Raw genomic sequence first — 17,730 nt, forward strand, 5'->3', positions numbered from 1 at the left:
TAACCACCTGAGTACGCTCTACTGTGACGGGCGATGGCATGGTACTTTTGATTCCTGACCGGGTCGCACACGATGTCACTTTACGAGCGACCCGTCCGTGAACTGCGTGACGACGGCCGACTCCGCCTTCCGTAGCAGTTCGCCCGCGGTACTCTTCGCACAGTCGAGTTCGGCGGCCACAGCTTCGACGGTGCCGGTGCGTGGTACGTCGTAGTAGCCGACGGCCACCGCCGCCTCCAACGCCGACTGCTGCCGTGTCGTCAGATTCGCCGGATTCGACCCTCGCTGAAAATCGTGGACGCGCTCGATTCGCACGTCGAGGAGCGTCCCCAGTTGGCGGTAGAAATCACTCAAGTCAGCCGTTTCCCCGACGGCTTCGAACGTTGCGGTACCGTCCTCGAAGAACGTCACCGGCGGGAGAAACACCACGCTCGCTGATGCGAGGAGGTCGAGAACGTCGTCGTCGAACTCGAACCCCGTCTGATGGGCGAACGCGTACGTTCCGTCGTCGCCCGCGACCAGACTCACGGCTGAAAGGGTGCCGACCGCAGTGAGCAACTCCCGCACCGTCTCGGGGTCGGTGTCGAACCACGAGAGCGTCGTCACGTTCGCTGTCGGTCCCCAGATCAACAGCTCCATGCGCGAGACACCGTCGGTCAGCGCGAGTCGGCGGTGAATCGGATGGGCGAGTTCGGTCGGGTAGCTGACGCCGAACGCGACGCGTTTCACACTGGAGAACTGACGCGGTGACTTATAAAATACCGCACCAGTCCGGCAGTTCAATCACTGACGAGGAGTAAGAACACGTATCCGATGGCAAACGGACACGCAACGCGAATGGGCGGAGACGACGCCGCGGGGGGTGCCGACGTTCGGACTGTCAGCGTAAGCGATGGTCGGGATGTCGCATACGCCGAGTACGGGGATTCCGACGGCGTACCGGTCGTGTTCCTTCATGGGACGCCGGGTTCGCGTCTTCTGGGAGAGATCTTCGACGAACGGGCACGGCGCGACGGCGTCCGTCTCCTCGCACTCGACCGACCGGGATACGGCCGTTCGGATCCGTGGCCGGCGCGGACGCTGAGTGATACGGGGTCGTTCGTCACCGCTGTATTGGACGACGCGGGTGTGTCGCGTGCCGGCGTCGTCGGATTCTCCGGCGGCGGCCCGCACGCACTCGCCGTCGCGGCGACGCACGGCGAGCGTGTCCAGCGCGTTGATGTCGTCGCAGGTGCGGTCCCGCCATCACGTAGAGAGTCGCCGCCGCTGGCGCTTCGCGTTCTCGAAATCTTGGCGAGCGCGACGCCGACGCTCGCACGTGGGTTATCGAGACTGCAGTCGGTGCTGGTGGCGCGGTCGGACCCTTCGGCGGTCGTCTCGCAGTACACCGACTCGCGAGACGCCGACGGCATCTCCTCGGCGGTATCCGAACTCGTCAAGCGCGACTTCGTAGAGGCGTTGGCGAATCACCGGAGCGGGTTCGTCGCTGAAACGCGGACGCTCGCGCGGGAATGGGATTTCTCGACCGGGAACGTCACGTCAGCAGTGCAGTTGTGGCACGGTGGGCGGGACAGCAACGTGCCTGTCGAAGGCGCACAACGGCTTGCAGAGCAGTTGCCGGACGCGACGCTGACTGTATTGGACGACGCCGACCATCTGCGAACGCTTCTGCAGAGCGGTGATCGGATTCTCGAAGAGTACGGCCGAGAGTCCGATGGGAACGAAATCGAATCTGTGGAATCAACGTCGAACGCGGGCCACTCGGCGTCTCGCTCGTAGCCGACGATACCCTGCGTTCGAACCGCCGTTTCCACAGAAACAACGGCTAGAGCGACGAACCCCGACGAGGATTACGACTCGAACCGACAATGCATCACAATTCTGGCTCTTTTTGAAGAGTCTAGAACAAATGTCTAAATATTCCGTGTGTCTCTACGTATCTCGGAAGGTTTATACATATACCGCAGTTGTGTCTATATGCAATGGCGAAAGGTAACGTTGATTTCTTCAACGACACAGGCGGTTACGGTTTCATTTCGACGGACGACGCTGACGACGACGTGTTCTTCCACATGGAAGACATCGGCGGCGAGGACCTCGAAGAGGGAACGGATGTAGAGTTTGAAATTGAAGATGCCCCCAAGGGTCCGCGCGCGACGAACCTGACGCGCCTGTAACTCGGGACGAAACGCCGCAACGGGCGGCGGACGGACGTACAGGGTTCTGATTTTACGAATGATACAACGTACGTAGTTACGTCACTAGCGAGTGGCAGTATGCGATCCGTACGACTCACACGAGTACACTGACGACGGTGAGTGACTTCGCTTGATGGAGCTCTTTGAAGGCCACCACGCCGCCGTCTCGCCATCTCAGTGTCTTTTTTGTCGCCCAACGACAACGAAAGCGCATGACAGTGTCCGACGAGTCGGACCCGTTCGTTTCCCGACTCGATCCCTCGACGCGTCGCACCGCCCGCAAGACGGGCGGTTCGGCCGTCGTCGTTGGTGGAGCCATGGCCGGACTCGCCGCCGCTCACGCCCTCCGCGCACTCGACTGGGAGGTCGTACTGTACGAGCGCCAGTCGTACGCCGAAAAGCGAGTCAACTGCGGCGAGGCGATGACCGGTGCCGACGCCATCCCGCTGCCGAAGACCGCCGAATACGGCTTTGCCAACAAACCGCCCGCGTTCGAGGTAGACGTGTTCACCGGCGACACCGGTTCGAGAACACTCGCGGGAAAGGGCGTTTTCCCGTCCACGGACGCCTACGTCACCGACCGCAACGTAGTCGAGCGAAAGTGGGCCGAACAGGTGGCCGAAGACGGCGTGGACGTACGCGAGTCAACCGGCGTGACGAAGGCGCAGTTCCGCGAGTTCTCCGAGGAGTTCGACCTCGTCGTGGACGCGACGGGGCAACCGTCGATGGCGAGTAAGGTTGACGGGACGACCGACGAGTACGCCGGACGCATGACCGCGCTGAACGCGGACGTGGAGGGTGATTTCTCGGATCTGTACCCGAACTCGCTGATCCTGTTCGAGAATTATCTCGGCTACTCGTGGGCATTCCCCAAGTCAGAGACGCGCGCGAACGTCGGAATCGGGTGGGCACAAGACAACTTGCCGGACGACTACTACGAGTCGTTCGTCGCCGCGTGCGAACGCAACGGTTGGCCCGTCCCGGACCGTTCAGCGATGAACGTCTACACTATCCCGCGCGGACCGAGCCTCGATCCCGACCGGGCGTGGGACGCCGAGAACTGTATCGCGCGCGTCGGTGACGCCGCAGGTATCGCTAACCGCTTTACCGGCAAAGGGATCTCTCAAGCGGTCGAATCGTCGTATCTACTCGCGGAACTTGCCGCGGAGGACCGTCTCGACGACTACGCAAGCGAACTGTACGACCGGATGAAAAACGAGTACCGGCTAGCGTACATCGTCCGCGGCGCACTCGAAGACGGCCGCCCGGACATCCTCGGCGGCGTGATGGACGCCGTCTCCGGTATCGACGTGGAATCGGTGGACAGAGAACCGAAGTACGCCTTTTCGCGCCTCGTCCGTCACCCTGTTCTCCTCGCCAAACTCGCCGCCAACCCGACGATGCTCTCGCGTCTGTTGGACGCCTACACCGACAACTGGGAGTTCAGAAAGCAACACGCGTGAGAACACGGTTACGGTGTTTGCTCACCGCAGTAACACGTCCGCGACCACGGGGAAGTGGTCCGATGGGTATCCCTCACGGGTGCGATCAGCGAGCGTCGCGCTGAGTCGTACGTCGCACTCCCGGACGAACACGTAGTCGATTCGCTCCGTCGGATCGCCAGTAAAGTGATGCATCGTTTTCTCCGGCCCGTGGTGGCCGTGTTTGGCGACGTGCCTCGCGTCCGCGAACGCCTCCGTTACCGCCTCGTACGGATCTGAATCAGGTGTCGCATTGCAATCTCCCGCGAGGATCACTGGACCGTCGAGTTGCGCCAATCGGTCGCGGGCGAGTTTCGCGCCTTCGAGTCGTGCCTTCACTCCGTCGTTGTCGAGGTGGACGCTGGCGACGTGGAACGTCTCACCTGATTCACCTTGCAGCGTTGCGCGCGTGAGGATTCGCGGGAGGGTGGCATCCCAGCCAACGCTCCCCGGTTCTTCGGGCGTTTCGGACAGCCAGAACGTCTCGCTGTCTTCGAGTGAGAATCGAGAGGCGTCGTAGCCGACGGGTACGGACTCGCCGGTTGATGCGGCGTCGTCCGTCTCTTTGGAGTCGGTGGCATCGGCAGCGTTCCCGCCCGTCCGCGGGACGGCAACCCACTCGTACTCGTCGAGTCCGTCGCGGAACGCGTCGAGTTGGTGTTTGAGCGGTTCCTGGAGGCAGACTACATCAGGACGGTGGTAACGAACCAGACGGACAGCGTCGTCGCGGCGGTGCGGCCACGCGTCGGGGCCGTCGTCGTCGGTGTCGTAGCGGACGTTGAAACTCAGCACGCGAACTGGAGGGACTGTCATCGGTTGGGGCGACTCACGCCGGGCACAAGAGAGCCACGACAAGAGAGAAGGGCGTTGTCGGACCGCCTGGCGGTGGCGACAGTGTATTTCGTCTGACAACAGTACAGGATTTTGAAGCAACAACAGTACGGATTTTGGAGCGACAGCAGTACGGGTTCCGGAACGTCCTTACCCGCACGCACCAAACCGCGCGGTATGCAACTTGAGGTTCGGGAGGTGGCCGAACTCTCGCCGGACGAACGCGTGGCGTTCTTCGAACGAGACGCCGGCGTCACCGACGTACAGTCGGACGTGCGGGATATCGTCTCGCGCGTCCGCAACGAGGGCGACGTAGCGATTCGCAACTTCTGTCGCGAGTTCGACGATGTCGAAGTCGGTAATCTCGACGTGACCGACGACGCCGAACGCGCATACGAAGAGATCGACGACGACGTGCGCGAGTCCATCGAGGCGGCCGCGGCGAACATCCGTGAGTTCCACGAACGGCAACTGCCGGACGACTGGCGCGAGACGTTCGACGGTCTTGCGGGCGACGCGGACGCGGCGTCTGGAGAGCAACGCGCCGCTGGAACGCGCGAACTCGGCCGTCGATTCCGACCGCTGGAACGCGTCGGCGTCTACGCTCCCGGCGGGACGGCGGCGTATCCGTCCAGCGTTCTCATGGGCGTCGTTCCGGCGAAGGTAGCGGGCGTCGAACACGTCGCCGTCGTCACGCCGCCGGGCGATCCGATGAATCCCATCACGCTGGCCGCGGCGCACGTCGCGGGCGCGGATCGAATCTACAGCGTCGGCGGCGCGCAGGCCGTCTCCGCCCTCGCCTACGGGACGGAAACGGTGAAAGCGGTACAGAAGGTGGTCGGCCCGGGTAACAAGTGGGTGACGGCCGCGAAGGCAGAGGTTCGTGGCGACGTGGATATCGACTTCCTCGCCGGGCCATCCGAGATTCTCGTCGTCGCCGACGAAACAGCGGACCCGGCGTTCGTCGCCGCCGACTTGGTGGCGCAGGCCGAACACGACCCGAACGCCTCCGTCGTCGCCGTTACCGACGATGCCGACACGGCCGAAGCGATTCTCGCGGCCGTCGAACGCCAGATTGCGGGGTGCGAGCGCGAGGAGACCATCCGTGAGGCGTTCGAGAACGACGCCTCCGGCGTTCTCGTCACGCGTTCGATGTCCGAAGCCGTGCTGTTCGCCGAGGAGTACGCCGCAGAACACCTGTCGATTCAAGCCGAGGACGACGAGGCGTTGCTCGACCGCATCTCGAACGCAGGGAGCGTCTTCCTCGGACCGCACACGCCAGTCGCAGCGGGCGACTACGCTTCGGGGACGAACCACGTCCTCCCAACTTCCGGCGGCGCAAAGCGCTACGGCGGACTCTCTGTCGAGACGTTCCTCCGTTCGACGACCGTCCAGCGCCTCGACGAAGGGGCGCTTTCGGATCTCTCGGAGACGATTACCACACTGGCCGAAGCCGAGGGGTTGGAAGCGCACGCCGAGAGCGTCCGCACCCGCCTCGAAGACGAGTAGATGTCGTTCCGTCCGCGGCCACCGTCGTTCGCCGATGCCTGTGCCCGTGTCATCGCGGACCCCGACGCGGACCACTCCTTGACGACGACACTGGCACCAGTGCAGGCGCGAATCGCTATCTCGCCGGAGCAGATGGCGAAGACGGACGCGTGGGGAGATCTCCTCGGGGCGCGTCTGCCCGCGGATGTCGAACGCGTCCTCGAACTGGGCTGTGGTACGGGAACGCTGTTGCACCGACTGTCAGACGAATACACCGCGCTCGGTATCGATCGCTATTCGGATCTGCTGTCGTTCGCCGCCGCGCGCGGAGAGGCGGCGGTCTGCGGCGACCCGACCGACCCGCCGGTTCGTCCCGACTTCGACGCGGTGTGCGCGTTCGACCACTTCGTCGCGCGCCAATCGCTATCTGCGGTGTGCGAAGGCGCGTACGCGACGCTTCGACCGGGCGGTATCTTCGTTTTCGATGCGCTCTCAGATGCTCGCGCGATTGCCGCGTCCGGCGTCGAGACGTATCGAGGGGCGAGATACGTTTTCGAACGGTCAGTTGACGTGGCGCGCGATCCGCCCGTCGTCCACGCCGACTACCGCGTCACGGACCTCCGAACCGGAGAGACAGGCGTCACCGCAGAACGAACGTCGTTCAACGTGTACGACCCCGAATCGGTGCGCGAGTCGCTCGAAACGGCCGGATTCAGTGATATTCGTGTCGTGACGGACGCCGGAGATGATGGCGAGTTTCTCGTGATCGCGGTTCGACCGGTCGAGACTGAGGCCTGAATCCGGCGTCAATGTTAACAGGTTGTATCTGGTACGTTTTCTCATGAGTACCGAGACGGTCGATGGCGGAACCGACGCCGCCGTGACGGTGACGGAGTCGGCCGCGTCGGAAGCCCTCCGACTGATGGAGTCCGAAGGAATGGACACGGATGTAGCGGGTCTCCGACTATTCGTCCAACAGGGCGGTTGTGCGGGTCTCTCGTACGGGATGCGCTTCGATCACGAGCCCGAAGACGACGACGCAGTCATCAAGCAGAACGGTCTGCGGGTGTTTATCGACCCGGCGAGTCAGAACTACATCGGCGGTTCGACCCTCCAGTTTGAGGGCGGGCTACAGGGTGCAGGCTTCCACGTCGAGAACCCGAACGTCGTCAGCGAGTGCGGCTGTGGCGAATCGTTCCGAACCTGACGCGGGAATTCGTTCTAACACCAGTTGGCCACCGGCTTGCACGAGCCGACAGCATAAACCTTCAGGGGGGTCAAACGGCCTCCATGGCTGCCGAACTCGAATGTGCGGAAACTGACGACGGACGGACAGTGTACATCGACCGCGGGATGGTCGAACGCGGCGCACAAGGACCGTTCTTCGTCGTCTTCGTCACTGAAGACCGAGCGACTCGCTGGGGCTACTTCTGCGGTAACTGCAACTCGCTGGATACGGCGATGGATACGATGGGTCGTGTCGAGTGCAACGTCTGCGGCAACATCCGAAAACCGGACGAGTGGGACGCCGCCCACGAGTAATCTGTCGCTCCCTCCTCCGAGAAACAGATCTGCCGATAGATACTTTAGGGTGTGACAATCCGTGACAACCTTTATGATATGAGGGGTGGTATCGTCCCCTACATGCCCCCTGTCAGCATGCCTCTGTCGGAGGAAGCCCGGTCGATATTCAATCGACTCGGTTACGACGTCTCGGGCGATGGACGCGAGTTCGTCGCAGAGCGCAAGTGGCGGACCGTCCAGGTGACCGTACTCGGCACCGACTCGAACGTGCGTGGCCGACGCGCAATTACAGACGGTGGCGAAGCACGCGAGTATCCGTTTCGATGCTTCGTCACGTGGAAAGAGGGTGCAGGGGATCTTCGCGGACAGCTTACAGACGCCGACCCATCGTACGAATGGGCGGTCATCGGCGTCGATAGCGACCAGCACGACCAGTACGATGTCGTCCTGCCCGAAGCCCGCTAACGCCGACAACGTGGGTTTTCCCTCGCGCTGAACGCCGACCGTTTTTATTTTTCCAGTCTAACTGGTCAGTATGTCGCAGACTGGGCTACGGAGCGTCGTCGAGAGTAGACGCATCAATACCGCTCTCGCGTGGCTTCTCGTCTGTTTTCTCGCTATTGCCGCCGTCGTCCAGTTCCTGAACGGTGAACTGCAATGGGCCGGGTTTACCGTCGCCGTCGCCGCCGTTGCCATCGTCCCGGCGGTCGCCCTCCGTGATCCCACGTCGATGCTTCCGTGGGAGGTGCTGTTCGTCGCTGCCCTCCCCATTATCGGCCGCGCCCTCATTGCCGGGGAACGGCTGGCAGGAATGACGTTCACCGGTCGCGTCACGACGTACCTAGCCGTCGCCGCCGTCGCACTCATCGTCGCCGTCGAACTTGACGTGTTCACCCCGGTTCGGATGAACCATTCGTTCGCCGTCGTGTTCGTCGTCATCACCACGATGGCCGCCGCGGGCGTCTGGGCCGTCGTCCGCTGGTTGTCCGACATTCTTCTCGGTACCGCATTCCTTTTGGACAACCGTCCGAACGAAATCATAGAGGAGGCATTGATGTGGGACTTCGTCGCCGCCACCGTTGCGGGTGTGTTCGCTGGTATCCTCTTCGAGTACTATTTCCGCCGTCGTGCCCGCCTGCACCATCGCATCCCCGAGAGTGACTCCGGTGTGCGACCCGACAGCGATGACGAGGTGACCGACCGATGAAAGGCCGCGACATCTTTCGCGTGACGAATCACCGACTCCGCGACGTACTCCACATCACGGTCCGGCGACAACGACAGGCGACGCGAGCGATGCAGATACTGCTTGGTTTGATGGTCGTCGCCGGTCTCTTGAACCGCAACGGCGGCGTGTTCGTCAACGCGCTCGTCGGCTTCGTCGTCACGTTCCTCCCCGGAATACTCGAACGCGACCACGGTATTCCGATGGACGCCGGATTGACGCTGTGGATAACGTCCGCTGTCTTCCTGCACGGACTCGGCACTGTCGAACTCCCAATCGTCGGGTCACCGTACGCGAGCATTCCGTGGTGGGATCACCTCACACATGCCCTCTCGGCCAGTATCGTCGCCGCGGTCGGCTACTCGACGGCGCGCGCAATCGACCTGCACACCGACGCAGTGGACCTCCCACCACGGTTCATGTTCGTCTTTATCCTCACGTTTACGCTGGCGTTCGGCGTCCTCTGGGAGGTCATCGAGTTCATGATTTCGGTGACATCGAACTACCTCGGAATCGGGTCAGTTCTCACTCAGTACGGTCTCAGAGACACGATGTTTGACCTCCTGTTCGACACCGCGGGTGCAATCGTCGTCGCGGTGTGGGGAAGCAGCCAACTCTCCGGGGTAGTGGCGGCGTTGACCGCACGACTTGGTCGTTCCAGTACTTGATCAGCGTGTGGCATTCTCCCCCGTGCTTTATCTTGTCACGCGATGTATGAATCAGGTGCGATGGTTTACAAGAAGATCACCCTCATCGGACGGAGCAACGAGAGTTTCGACGCGGCGGTAGACGATGCCGTAGACAGAGCGCAGGCAACACTCGATAACGTCCACTGGGTGGAAGTCCAGGAGATGGGCGTCGAGATAGCCAGCGTCGAGAACCGAGAATACCAAGCGGAAGTCGAAGTGGCGTTCCAGTTAGAAAACGAATAAGACCGACGGATTCATTTTCTTTGCTGCGTCACGAACGGTGAATGCCGCGTCTCCTCCACTATTCGGATATTGAGAACGTCTACGATGACCCCGAACGCACCGGATGCCTGTCTGGGTGCGTGCAGTCTCTCTCCGGCGACGACGCCCTCATCTGCGGCACTGGCGACACCACCTCACCGGGCGTTCTCGCTCTCGTCGAACGCGGACGGCAGTCGCTCGATTTCTTCCGCGCCGTCGATGCTGACCTCGACACGTTCGGCAATCACGACTTCGATTACGGCCCCGAGGCGACGCGCGGTGTCGTCGCCGACTCGCCGCAGACGTGGGTCTCCGCGAACGTCTACGACGATAACGGCGACCGATTCGCACCCACCCACGTCGTGCCGTACACTGTCCGCGAGGTAAACGGCGCACGCGTCGGATTCACCGGCGTGACCGATCCCGCGACGCCGTCGCTGAACCCGATGGCGGGGGAACTCACGTTCACCGACCCGTACGCGGCGGCCGAGGAAGCCATCGATCACCTGCGAGACGAAGGCGTCGATTACGTCGTCATTCTCTCGCATCTCGGCGGCGGCGACGACGAACTCGCAGCACGTGTTGACGCCGACGTGATTCTCGGCGGGCACGTCCACTCCGAGCGCCACGAGTACGTTGAGGAGACGCTTCTGCTCCGTCCCGGCGCGAACGGCCACGTCGTCTTCGAGGTGGAGTTGAGCGACGAGGAGGGTGCGGACAGCAGGACAAAAACGAGAGCCACGGCGACGCGCCACGAAACGGCGGACGCCCCCGTAGACGAAGCGTTGGCCGAGATGCTTCGCGGCCGCGTCGAGGCCGCCGAGTTGAACGATGTCGTCGCCACCGTCAACGACCCGCTGGACCGAACGGAAGAGACGGTTTTCGGCGGCGAGTGCGCTATCGGTAACTTCGTCGCCGACGCCTACCGGTGGTCGATGGAGACCGACGTTGGCCTGCAAAACAGCGGCGGAATCCGTAACGGGCCGCCGCTGTCGGGCGAGGTAACCATCGCGGACCTCGTGAGCGTCATCCCGTTCGAAGAGCACGTCGTCGTCGCCGAACTGACCGGTGAGGAACTCACCGCCGTCTTCCGCGAGTGCGCCGCCGCGACGGTGGACTTCGGCGAACCCCACTGGTGGCAGGGTCATCTCAGCGGGGTCGAACTCGTCTGGGACGACGACCGAGAAGCGGTGGTGTCGGCACGTGTCGGCGGAGAACCGGTTGCACCCGATTCGACGTACACCGTTGCAACTTCCGACTACGTCCTCCACACGGACCACGAGTTCCCCACCATCGAAGCGCACCACCGTGCGGCCGAGGGCGACATCCAGTACGAAGTGCTGGCCGACTACGCCCGCGAGGTTGGAATCACAAGCGAGACGGACGGCCGGATTCAGCGTCTCTCGGAGACGGCCGCGGACGACTGAGTACCGACTGTCGGAACGGGAGAAACGAAACAGGACGGAACGGGAGAAACAAGACAGGACGGAGTGAGACGACGACTAGTTTGAGACAATCACCGTCCGGCCGAGAGCGTGTCGTGCCGAAGGGGAAACGTTCAGGGCGGCGGGAATCCTCTGCCATGACGATGACGCGAGTGGTGGTCCCCGTCAGGTATCCGCTGACGAAACACTCGAAAGCGACGCTCTCGGAGGCTATCCGCATCGCAACGGAGCGTGAGGCGGAACTTACGGTTCTGCATGTGGATTTGTACCAAGACAACCGCAGAGTGACGAGAGCGGAGTTGAAACGCGCGGTCGAGCGCGAGTTCGGCGCGCTGGATCGGACTCGATACGTCATTCGGCGCGGGTTCCTCGTGGAGGAAACCATCCTAGAGGAGGCGGCAGCAGAGGGGGCGGATATCGTGGTCATCGGGTCGAAACAGGCGAGTCGCTGGCGGCGGATGCTCCGACGCTTCCTTGACGATCCGGACATCGAGACGTATCTTCGGCAGAAACTCGACTGCACCGTTATCACCGTCCGAGCGGATCAGCAGCCGGAAGTCTGAATCCAAGTCGAGGCTGAATCCAAGTCGAGGCTGAATCCAAGTCGAGGCTGAATCCAATCTGACACCGGGTCCCTGCGTTACTGTTCTTCTTCACTGCGACGTGAGCTGTCCACTCGTGCCCCCGCTTCGGTCCACGACTCGTCGCGTCCATCCGTGACTGCCGCGCGGAGCGACCCGCTGGTGTCGTCGAAGACATGGTGTTGATGCGGATACGCCGCTTCGACGGCGGGTTCGTCTTCGAGGAGTTCGGAGAAGTTCGTCTGTACTTCCGAACGAACGGTGAGGAGTTTGTACGGTTTCTTCGCCCAGTATCGAAGTGTGATGAGAATGCCGCTGTCGGCGTACTCGTCTATGTACGCCGTCGGCCTCGCCGGATAACGCGCGCTTCCGATACGGATGTCCGGCCCGCCCTCGATAACCATATCCGAGTCGCTTGCGGCCCGTTCGAGTAACTCCCGCGCTTTCGGGATATCGGATTCGTACGTGGCAAGGAAGCCGAGACTGAGTCGGAGACGCTCGTCCTCCGCGGAGAAATTCGTCACGAGTCGGTTACGGATTGTGGAGTTGGGGATGACGAGGAACGTGTTGTCCAGCGTGAACATCTTCGTATAGCGGATGGTTATCTCGTCAACGAACCCTCTGCGTCCGTCGTCGAGTTCGATCATGTCCCCGACTTCGTACGGTTGGTCTGCGAGGATGAACAGCCCGTTGATGATGCTCCCGACGATGGGCGCGAGAACGATACCGACGACGGCGGAGAACACCCCCACAGAAATGGCGACATCCCCGAATCGTAACCCCGCGACGACTCCAGCCATCAGAACGGCGATGAGGAAGACACCGAGTCGGACGATGCGGAGCATCACCTGCGCGACGCTCTGTCGGCGGAAGCGACGGGCAACTGGTCGCCCGACGAGGCGGACGACGTAGCCCGAGAGGACGTAGCCGAGGATGACGATCACCGTGGCGGCGATGTACTCCGCACCGGGGAAAAACAGGAAGTCCGGAAGCAACGCGCGAGCGGCCTGTACTCCTTCGGTCGGTGTCGGCGGCGGCGTTGCAGTGCTGGCACCTCCACTACTCGCACCGGTAGTCGTCGCAGTCCCAACAGTACTGCCCCCGGCCGCAGTCTCCGTTCCGGCGGACGGTCCCGCCGTCCCTGTCCCCGTCTGCATACGCCGGACCACGGAAGGGGTGGTGAAAAGGGTTGTAGCTTCGCGGACAGACAAACCCTACCCGAGAACTGGACGATTCCAGAGATGTCACGGACGTTTGTCCGTGATATACCACCGCTTTCTGAAAACCGGTGCTACTCAGTTTATAGTAAACACCAAGGGGTTCGGGTTCGATCGAGGATGTATGGCAGACGAACTCCGGACCACGATGGAGAGCGTCGGGGACCGATTCAACCTCGGCGAGTACGAGATAGATGCGTATCTCGCGGTGCTCGAACACGGCGAACTCACCGCTTCGGAGATAGCCGACCGAACGGACATTCCGCAACCGCGGGTGTACGACACCGTGCGGAGCCTCTCCGACCGCGGGCTTGTCGAACTCCGCGAGTCGCGGCCGATGAAGATTGTCGCCGTGGACCCGGACGACGCGTTCGCGAACGTGCAGACGTCGCTCGATGATCTCATCTCCGAGCTGGAAGCGCGCTACACCGCTCCCGCCCGCGACACCGAGGCCGTTTCGCTCGTCAAGTCGCGCTCGACCATCCTCCGCTACGTCGAGGAGATTATCGAAGACGCAGAGTACGAACTCGTCCTCTCGCTTACCCCCGACCTCCTCCGCCGCTTCCGCGATGACCTCGCGGCGAAGATTGATGATGGCGTGAGCATCGACCTCCTCATCACGCCCGCCTCCCGCGCGCCTGATCCGGCGGAGTTCGATTATCTCGAAGTCGCCACCATCGCCCGTGCCCGCCGCGGTATCACGACCCCCGTCCTCGCCGTCGCCGACGGGGAATATTCGGTCTACGCCACACAGGACGCCCTCCGCGACGACAGAGACCGCTACGGTGTCATCTTCAACCGCTCCGCGCTCGGCTTCCTCGTCAGCGGGTTCTTCGGCACCGTCCTCTGGACGACGGCCGAGACGCTGGCGGCCGACGGCAAGCGCCGTCCGTTCCCCCGTCGCTACGCCTCGATCCGCCGCGCCGTGAAGGATATCCGCGAAATCGACGGCGAGTTCTACGCCTCCGTCTCCGGTCGCCACGTCGAGTCGGGCGACCCGACCGTCGTCGAAGGCCGCGTCGTCACGACGACGTTCGAGGAGAGCGAGGAAGTCGCCTCCTTCGAGATGGAAACCGAAGAAGGAATCCTCGAAGTCGGTGGCCTCGTCTCCGCGTTAGAGGACGTTGAGGCCCAAGAGATCATTCTCGGCCGCGACGACATACCGAACAGAAAGCAGTTCCTGTAGTCCGATAGCTACGTTCGCTACGCTTCTCGCTTTTCACTCGCGTCGCTCTCTACTTGCGCTCGTCGGGTTGCTCTTTATTTGCGCTCGTCGGCCTCGTCGTACACGTAGAGTATCTCGCCGCAGTCTGTACACGCCAGCACCTCGTTTTCGGGTGTGTCGAACGAACCGACCGTTCCGGACCCACAACAGTCGGATGCTGTCGTCGTCTCCGCTGTCGGACCGCCGCAGCGCGGACAGACCTCCAAGAACATCCGGAGCGCCGTCGTCGCGGGCGCACGGGCTGATTCGGGCACGTCGAAGTCGGCCAACGTCCTGACTGCCGCGGCATCGGCAATGGCGTGTGCGCGAGACAGCCAGATGGACTGTCCGTTTCCCTCGACGGTGATGCCGTCGAATCGGGTGCCGCCCGCTGCCTCGAACGGGGCTGCCGCAGCGACCGCCGCCGCCACGCCGTCGTCGTCCCGGTCGCGGAGCGTCGCTATCTCCGCTTCCCACGCCGACCAGAATGCGTCCGACAGAAACAACGCGCCGTCTGCATCCTCTCTGATGACGCCTCTCTCGAACAGGGTGAACAGCACGTCTTCGCCGCGTGTCTCCGCGCTCAACTCGTCAGACCGGCGTTCCTCACCCTCGTCGTGTGCATACTCAAATAGAGACGAGAGACCGAGTCGGGCAACGAGTTTCGGCGCGAACTCGGGCGTTCCGGGGACGACGTATCCCCGGAGATAGACGAGTGCCGCGCCACCGATTGCGACGACGAGCGCAACCGGAACCGAGAGGACGGCGATGGCTGCCGTGATGACGAGCAGAAGCACGACGTTGACGACCGTACAGGGCCAACACCGTCTTTCGCCAGTGTATTCCGGTCGCCGGATCGGGCCGGTGAATGCCATACAGTACCAAATGGAGAGCCGGACTTATGGGTTTCTCGCCGTTCGGCGTCTGATCTCCGGGTATAGATGCTAACCGGCCAATCAGTCGTTCGACGAGGTGCCAGCGGTGGGGGGTGAGACCGTTGCCAGCGAGACTGCGCTTTCGCTCTCGGAGGAGCGGTAAATAGCATCGATGACGCGTTGAACCTGTAACCCCTCTGCAACAGTGTTCATCTTGGGTTGTTCGCCCGTCCGGACGGCCTCCAAGAACAGTTTCTGTTCGGATTTGTGGGTGTCGTTGGCCTGTGTCTCGACGGCCGTCTCTGTGAGGTGGTTGCTGCCGCCGATGCCGGACTCGTAGAACGTCAAGTCGTGGCTACCCCGGTCAAACAGCGCTCCCGCGTCGGTACCGGTGATGTAGAACTCGTCGTTGGTTGGGCGGTTCGTCGCCCATGCGACTTCGAGCGAGATGGTTTTCCCGTCGGCACAGCGGATGAACGCCGAGGCAGAGTCGTCAACGTCGAACCCCTCGGGTCCGGTGTCTTCGCCCCACATCTCGACGTACGCGTAGTCGTCGCGGTTGCCGAACTCCGAGCGCGTGACAGCTGAGACTTCCTCGACCGCGGGGAAGTCGAGGAAGTACAACGCGAGGTCGATAGCGTGGACGCCGATATCGATAACGGACCCGCCGCCAGCCACGTCTTTCGAGGTGAACCACGACCCGCGGCCGGGGATGCCGCGACGACGGACGTAGTTCGCTTCGACGTGCTTCATCTCGCCGAAGCGACCCTCGGCTTGGTAGTTTTTCAGCACCTTGACGGGGTTACCGAAACGGTTGTTGAACCCGACCATACAGATTCCCTCGGCGTCTGCTGCGGCCGCGGCGATTCGCTCGGCGGATTCGAGAGAGTGAGCGAGCGGTTTCTCTAGAAGGACGTCGAGTCCTGCCTCGAGTGCTGCGACGGCGTACTCCTCGTGGAAGCGGTTCGGCGTCGTGATGATGACGGCATCGACGGTGTCGAAGAGAGCGTCTTTCTCTTCGAAGGTCTCGACGTCGTACTCCTCGGTGAATCGCTTTCGTGCCTCTGGCTGGATATCGAGGCCACCGGTGAGTGTCGCGTCGAGTTCGACAATCCTGTCAGCGTGATAGTGGCCGATGTTTCCGAGGCCGACAATTCCGATTTGGATGGGCGTCCCGGTACTCATATGTCTGTGATTTACTATCGCGGTTGTTAAGTCACTCGTTGCGGCTTGGATCTCCGTTTTGTTACTGTCTCGTCAGTATAGCTGTCGTTCGCGTTCCTCGCGTTCTTCTTCTTTTTCTTTCTGTTCTTTCAACCGACGACGCCCGCGGATGTACTGTCGCGTCTTTGGAATGATGGTGTTCTTCAGATCGAGAACGAACGACACGATGCCGTACACCCAAAAGAAGAACAAAACCAGCATCCCGCCGAGGTACATCCACCCGAGTTCGGTGACCATGGATACTAGGTAGTGTGGACGGCATGAATGCTCGGTGCAGCAACGGGCAGCGTTGAACTAGTCATCGCTCTCCGCTGGCGTGCTACTATCTGTACTGGCCGCCGCAGTTGCCGTGAGGCCATGCAGGAGAGCCTCACCAGTCTCCGTGTCGAACAGGTGGACTTTGGTCCTGTCCAAGACGACCGATACCTCCTTGTCCTCTGCGATATCGGAGTCGGGATCGACGCTCATGAGCAACTGGTCGGACATCGCACCGCGCGCCTCCTCGTCGAGACTTACTGTGGCATCCTCGCTGAGGAGGAGGTAGACGAATATCTCGTCGCCCATCGGTTCGAGGACATCCGTGATGACCTCGACCTGTTTCGTCGGGTTGGCGAGCGACGACGCGTCGTCGAGGGTGTACACGTCCTCCGGACGGATACCAAGTGTCACGTCGTCGCCGACGCTGGCACTGATGGTCTCGGGGTCGAAATCGACCTCTATTCGGTCGCCGACGAACCCCATCTCGGTCAACTTCCCATCGGCGAAGTTCATCGCCGGACTGCCGATGAACCCTGCGACGAACAGGTTTGCCGGTTCGTTGTAGCACGTAAGCGGCGGGTCTATCTGCTGGAGTTGTCCCGAGTCGATGACGGCGATGCGGTCGGACATCGTCATCGCCTCCGCCTGATCGTGCGTGACGTAGATGATGGTTGTATCCAGTTCCTTGTGGAGACGCTGGAGTTCCGTCCGCATGTGGACGCGCAACTTGGCGTCGAGGTTCGCCAGCGGTTCGTCCATCAGGAACACATCGGGGTTCCGGACGATGGCGCGGGCGATAGCGACGCGTTGCCGCTGGCCGCCGGACATCTCGTCGGGCATCCGGTCGAGCATACCCTCCAACTGGACGATGTCGGAGGCGCGCTCGACGCGCCGGTCTATCTCCTCTTTGTCGTATTTCCGGAGACGGAGGCCGAACGAGATGTTGTCGTACACGTCCATGTGCGGGAACAGCGCGATGTTCTGGAACACCATCGCTACCCCTCGGTCTTTCGGCGGCAGGTTCGTCACCTCACGTCCGCCGATGAACACCTCTCCCTCCGTGGGCATCGTGAGTCCGGCAATCATCTCCATCGTCGTCGACTTGCCGCACCCCGACGGGCCGACGAGACAGACGAACTCGCCGTCGTTGATTTCGAGGTTCATGTTGTCTACGGCCGTTACGTCCTCGTATCGCTTCGTTACGTCTTCGAGTGTTACTTCTCCCATTG

The 17,730-nt window shown here is 62.1% G+C and carries 21 protein-coding genes; 14 read left to right on the forward strand and 7 right to left on the reverse strand.

Features of this window, described 5'->3' with window-relative positions; genetic code table 11:
* Window positions 1–75: 75 nt before the first annotated feature.
* The gene (locus HBOR_RS05440; protein ID WP_006053941.1) at window positions 76–729 is read right to left on the reverse strand and encodes a helix-turn-helix domain-containing protein; all 654 of its coding nucleotides are present in this window, start codon (window positions 727–729) and stop codon (window positions 76–78) included.
* A gap of 84 nt (window positions 730–813) precedes the next feature.
* Between HBOR_RS05440 and HBOR_RS05445 the strand changes: the two genes are divergently transcribed.
* From HBOR_RS05445 to HBOR_RS05455, 3 genes are all read left to right on the forward strand, one after another.
* Window positions 814–1,779, forward strand: a complete 966-nt coding sequence (locus HBOR_RS05445; protein ID WP_006053942.1) for an alpha/beta fold hydrolase — start codon at window positions 814–816, stop codon at window positions 1,777–1,779.
* Window positions 1,780–1,982: 203 nt separating this feature from the next.
* Window positions 1,983–2,177, forward strand: a complete 195-nt coding sequence (locus tag HBOR_RS05450) for a cold-shock protein (protein ID WP_006053943.1) — start codon at window positions 1,983–1,985, stop codon at window positions 2,175–2,177.
* 233 nt (window positions 2,178–2,410) lie between these two features.
* Window positions 2,411–3,661, forward strand: coding sequence for an NAD(P)/FAD-dependent oxidoreductase (locus HBOR_RS05455; RefSeq protein ID WP_006053944.1), 1,251 nt, complete (start codon window positions 2,411–2,413; stop codon window positions 3,659–3,661).
* A 21-nt stretch (window positions 3,662–3,682) separates the two neighbouring features.
* On the opposite strand, the gene HBOR_RS05460 is transcribed toward HBOR_RS05455, so the two are convergent.
* On the reverse strand, window positions 3,683–4,492 hold the full coding sequence (locus HBOR_RS05460; protein WP_049890447.1) for an endonuclease/exonuclease/phosphatase family protein: 810 nt from the start codon (window positions 4,490–4,492) through the stop codon (window positions 3,683–3,685).
* A gap of 195 nt (window positions 4,493–4,687) precedes the next feature.
* On the opposite strand from HBOR_RS05460, the gene hisD reads away from it, so the two are divergent.
* The 10 genes from hisD (at window position 4,688) to HBOR_RS05510 (ending at window position 11,705) form a co-directional block, all read left to right on the forward strand.
* Complete coding sequence (gene hisD / locus HBOR_RS05465; RefSeq protein ID WP_006053946.1) at window positions 4,688–6,019, forward strand: histidinol dehydrogenase; 1,332 nt, start codon at window positions 4,688–4,690, stop codon at window positions 6,017–6,019.
* Complete coding sequence (locus HBOR_RS05470; protein ID WP_006053947.1) at window positions 6,020–6,796, forward strand: class I SAM-dependent DNA methyltransferase; 777 nt, start codon at window positions 6,020–6,022, stop codon at window positions 6,794–6,796.
* A 43-nt stretch (window positions 6,797–6,839) separates the two neighbouring features.
* Entirely contained in the window at window positions 6,840–7,205 is a 366-nt protein-coding gene (locus HBOR_RS05475) for a HesB/IscA family protein (RefSeq protein WP_006053948.1), read from the forward strand.
* An 83-nt stretch (window positions 7,206–7,288) separates the two neighbouring features.
* Complete coding sequence (locus tag HBOR_RS05480) at window positions 7,289–7,540, forward strand: DUF5816 domain-containing protein (RefSeq protein WP_006053949.1); 252 nt, start codon at window positions 7,289–7,291, stop codon at window positions 7,538–7,540.
* A gap of 102 nt (window positions 7,541–7,642) precedes the next feature.
* Window positions 7,643–7,987 (forward strand): DUF7116 family protein, encoded by a 345-nt coding sequence (locus HBOR_RS05485; protein ID WP_049890448.1) that lies wholly within the window; start codon window positions 7,643–7,645, stop codon window positions 7,985–7,987.
* 70 nt (window positions 7,988–8,057) lie between these two features.
* Window positions 8,058–8,729: a hypothetical protein gene (locus HBOR_RS05490; RefSeq protein ID WP_006053952.1), complete on the forward strand. Its 672-nt coding sequence runs from the start codon at window positions 8,058–8,060 to the stop codon at window positions 8,727–8,729.
* Window positions 8,726–9,415, forward strand: a complete 690-nt coding sequence (locus tag HBOR_RS05495; RefSeq protein ID WP_006053953.1) for a hypothetical protein — start codon at window positions 8,726–8,728, stop codon at window positions 9,413–9,415. Before HBOR_RS05490 ends, HBOR_RS05495 begins: the two co-directional genes overlap by 4 nt.
* A gap of 60 nt (window positions 9,416–9,475) precedes the next feature.
* On the forward strand, window positions 9,476–9,679 hold the full coding sequence (locus tag HBOR_RS05500) for a dodecin (protein ID WP_006053954.1): 204 nt from the start codon (window positions 9,476–9,478) through the stop codon (window positions 9,677–9,679).
* Between the two features lie 41 nt (window positions 9,680–9,720).
* Complete coding sequence (locus HBOR_RS05505) at window positions 9,721–11,124, forward strand: bifunctional metallophosphatase/5'-nucleotidase (protein ID WP_006053955.1); 1,404 nt, start codon at window positions 9,721–9,723, stop codon at window positions 11,122–11,124.
* Between the two features lie 161 nt (window positions 11,125–11,285).
* Window positions 11,286–11,705: a universal stress protein gene (locus HBOR_RS05510; protein WP_049890569.1), complete on the forward strand. Its 420-nt coding sequence runs from the start codon at window positions 11,286–11,288 to the stop codon at window positions 11,703–11,705.
* 77 nt (window positions 11,706–11,782) lie between these two features.
* Here the strand turns inward: HBOR_RS05510 and HBOR_RS05515 are convergent, their stop codons facing one another.
* Window positions 11,783–12,880: a mechanosensitive ion channel family protein gene (locus HBOR_RS05515; RefSeq protein WP_006053957.1), complete on the reverse strand. Its 1,098-nt coding sequence runs from the start codon at window positions 12,878–12,880 to the stop codon at window positions 11,783–11,785.
* A gap of 184 nt (window positions 12,881–13,064) precedes the next feature.
* Between HBOR_RS05515 and trmB the strand changes: the two genes are divergently transcribed.
* Complete coding sequence (gene trmB / locus HBOR_RS05520) at window positions 13,065–14,126, forward strand: HTH-type sugar sensing transcriptional regulator TrmB (protein WP_006053958.1); 1,062 nt, start codon at window positions 13,065–13,067, stop codon at window positions 14,124–14,126.
* A 74-nt stretch (window positions 14,127–14,200) separates the two neighbouring features.
* Here the strand turns inward: trmB and HBOR_RS05525 are convergent, their stop codons facing one another.
* From HBOR_RS05525 to HBOR_RS05540, 4 genes are all read right to left on the reverse strand, one after another.
* Window positions 14,201–15,019 (reverse strand): hypothetical protein, encoded by an 819-nt coding sequence (locus HBOR_RS05525; RefSeq protein ID WP_006053959.1) that lies wholly within the window; start codon window positions 15,017–15,019, stop codon window positions 14,201–14,203.
* Between the two features lie 81 nt (window positions 15,020–15,100).
* Window positions 15,101–16,204, reverse strand: a complete 1,104-nt coding sequence (locus HBOR_RS05530) for a Gfo/Idh/MocA family protein (RefSeq protein WP_006053960.1) — start codon at window positions 16,202–16,204, stop codon at window positions 15,101–15,103.
* A gap of 72 nt (window positions 16,205–16,276) precedes the next feature.
* Window positions 16,277–16,480, reverse strand: coding sequence for a hypothetical protein (locus tag HBOR_RS05535; protein WP_006053961.1), 204 nt, complete (start codon window positions 16,478–16,480; stop codon window positions 16,277–16,279).
* Window positions 16,481–16,537: 57 nt separating this feature from the next.
* Window positions 16,538–17,728 carry an ABC transporter ATP-binding protein gene (locus tag HBOR_RS05540; RefSeq protein WP_006053962.1) on the reverse strand — a complete coding sequence of 397 codons (1,191 nt, stop codon included), beginning with the start codon at window positions 17,726–17,728 and terminating at the stop codon, window positions 16,538–16,540.
* Window positions 17,729–17,730: the final 2 nt, after the last annotated feature.

This window comes from Halogeometricum borinquense DSM 11551 (genome assembly GCF_000172995.2).
Lineage (GTDB): Archaea > Halobacteriota > Halobacteria > Halobacteriales > Haloferacaceae > Halogeometricum > Halogeometricum borinquense.

What these genes read in the sequence shown, in the direction of transcription:
- HBOR_RS05540 (WP_006053962.1), bottom strand. Translation starts at nt 17,728, where the DNA reads ATGGGAGAAGTAACACTCGAAGACGTAACGAAGCGATACGAGGACGTA.
- HBOR_RS05505 (WP_006053955.1), top strand. Translation starts at nt 9,721, where the DNA reads ATGCCGCGTCTCCTCCACTATTCGGATATTGAGAACGTCTACGATGAC.
- HBOR_RS05450 (WP_006053943.1), top strand. Translation starts at nt 1,983, where the DNA reads ATGGCGAAAGGTAACGTTGATTTCTTCAACGACACAGGCGGTTACGGT.
- HBOR_RS05460 (WP_049890447.1), bottom strand. Translation starts at nt 4,492, where the DNA reads ATGACAGTCCCTCCAGTTCGCGTGCTGAGTTTCAACGTCCGCTACGAC.
- HBOR_RS05480 (WP_006053949.1), top strand. Translation starts at nt 7,289, where the DNA reads ATGGCTGCCGAACTCGAATGTGCGGAAACTGACGACGGACGGACAGTG.
- HBOR_RS05530 (WP_006053960.1), bottom strand. Translation starts at nt 16,204, where the DNA reads ATGAGTACCGGGACGCCCATCCAAATCGGAATTGTCGGCCTCGGAAAC.
- HBOR_RS05455 (WP_006053944.1), top strand. Translation starts at nt 2,411, where the DNA reads ATGACAGTGTCCGACGAGTCGGACCCGTTCGTTTCCCGACTCGATCCC.
- HBOR_RS05535 (WP_006053961.1), bottom strand. Translation starts at nt 16,480, where the DNA reads ATGGTCACCGAACTCGGGTGGATGTACCTCGGCGGGATGCTGGTTTTG.
- HBOR_RS05515 (WP_006053957.1), bottom strand. Translation starts at nt 12,880, where the DNA reads ATGCAGACGGGGACAGGGACGGCGGGACCGTCCGCCGGAACGGAGACT.
- HBOR_RS05445 (WP_006053942.1), top strand. Translation starts at nt 814, where the DNA reads ATGGCAAACGGACACGCAACGCGAATGGGCGGAGACGACGCCGCGGGG.
- hisD (WP_006053946.1), top strand. Translation starts at nt 4,688, where the DNA reads ATGCAACTTGAGGTTCGGGAGGTGGCCGAACTCTCGCCGGACGAACGC.
- HBOR_RS05500 (WP_006053954.1), top strand. Translation starts at nt 9,476, where the DNA reads ATGGTTTACAAGAAGATCACCCTCATCGGACGGAGCAACGAGAGTTTC.
- HBOR_RS05490 (WP_006053952.1), top strand. Translation starts at nt 8,058, where the DNA reads ATGTCGCAGACTGGGCTACGGAGCGTCGTCGAGAGTAGACGCATCAAT.
- trmB (WP_006053958.1), top strand. Translation starts at nt 13,065, where the DNA reads ATGGCAGACGAACTCCGGACCACGATGGAGAGCGTCGGGGACCGATTC.
- HBOR_RS05495 (WP_006053953.1), top strand. Translation starts at nt 8,726, where the DNA reads ATGAAAGGCCGCGACATCTTTCGCGTGACGAATCACCGACTCCGCGAC.
- HBOR_RS05525 (WP_006053959.1), bottom strand. Translation starts at nt 15,019, where the DNA reads ATGGCATTCACCGGCCCGATCCGGCGACCGGAATACACTGGCGAAAGA.
- HBOR_RS05485 (WP_049890448.1), top strand. Translation starts at nt 7,643, where the DNA reads ATGCCCCCTGTCAGCATGCCTCTGTCGGAGGAAGCCCGGTCGATATTC.
- HBOR_RS05510 (WP_049890569.1), top strand. Translation starts at nt 11,286, where the DNA reads ATGACGCGAGTGGTGGTCCCCGTCAGGTATCCGCTGACGAAACACTCG.
- HBOR_RS05470 (WP_006053947.1), top strand. Translation starts at nt 6,020, where the DNA reads ATGTCGTTCCGTCCGCGGCCACCGTCGTTCGCCGATGCCTGTGCCCGT.
- HBOR_RS05475 (WP_006053948.1), top strand. Translation starts at nt 6,840, where the DNA reads ATGAGTACCGAGACGGTCGATGGCGGAACCGACGCCGCCGTGACGGTG.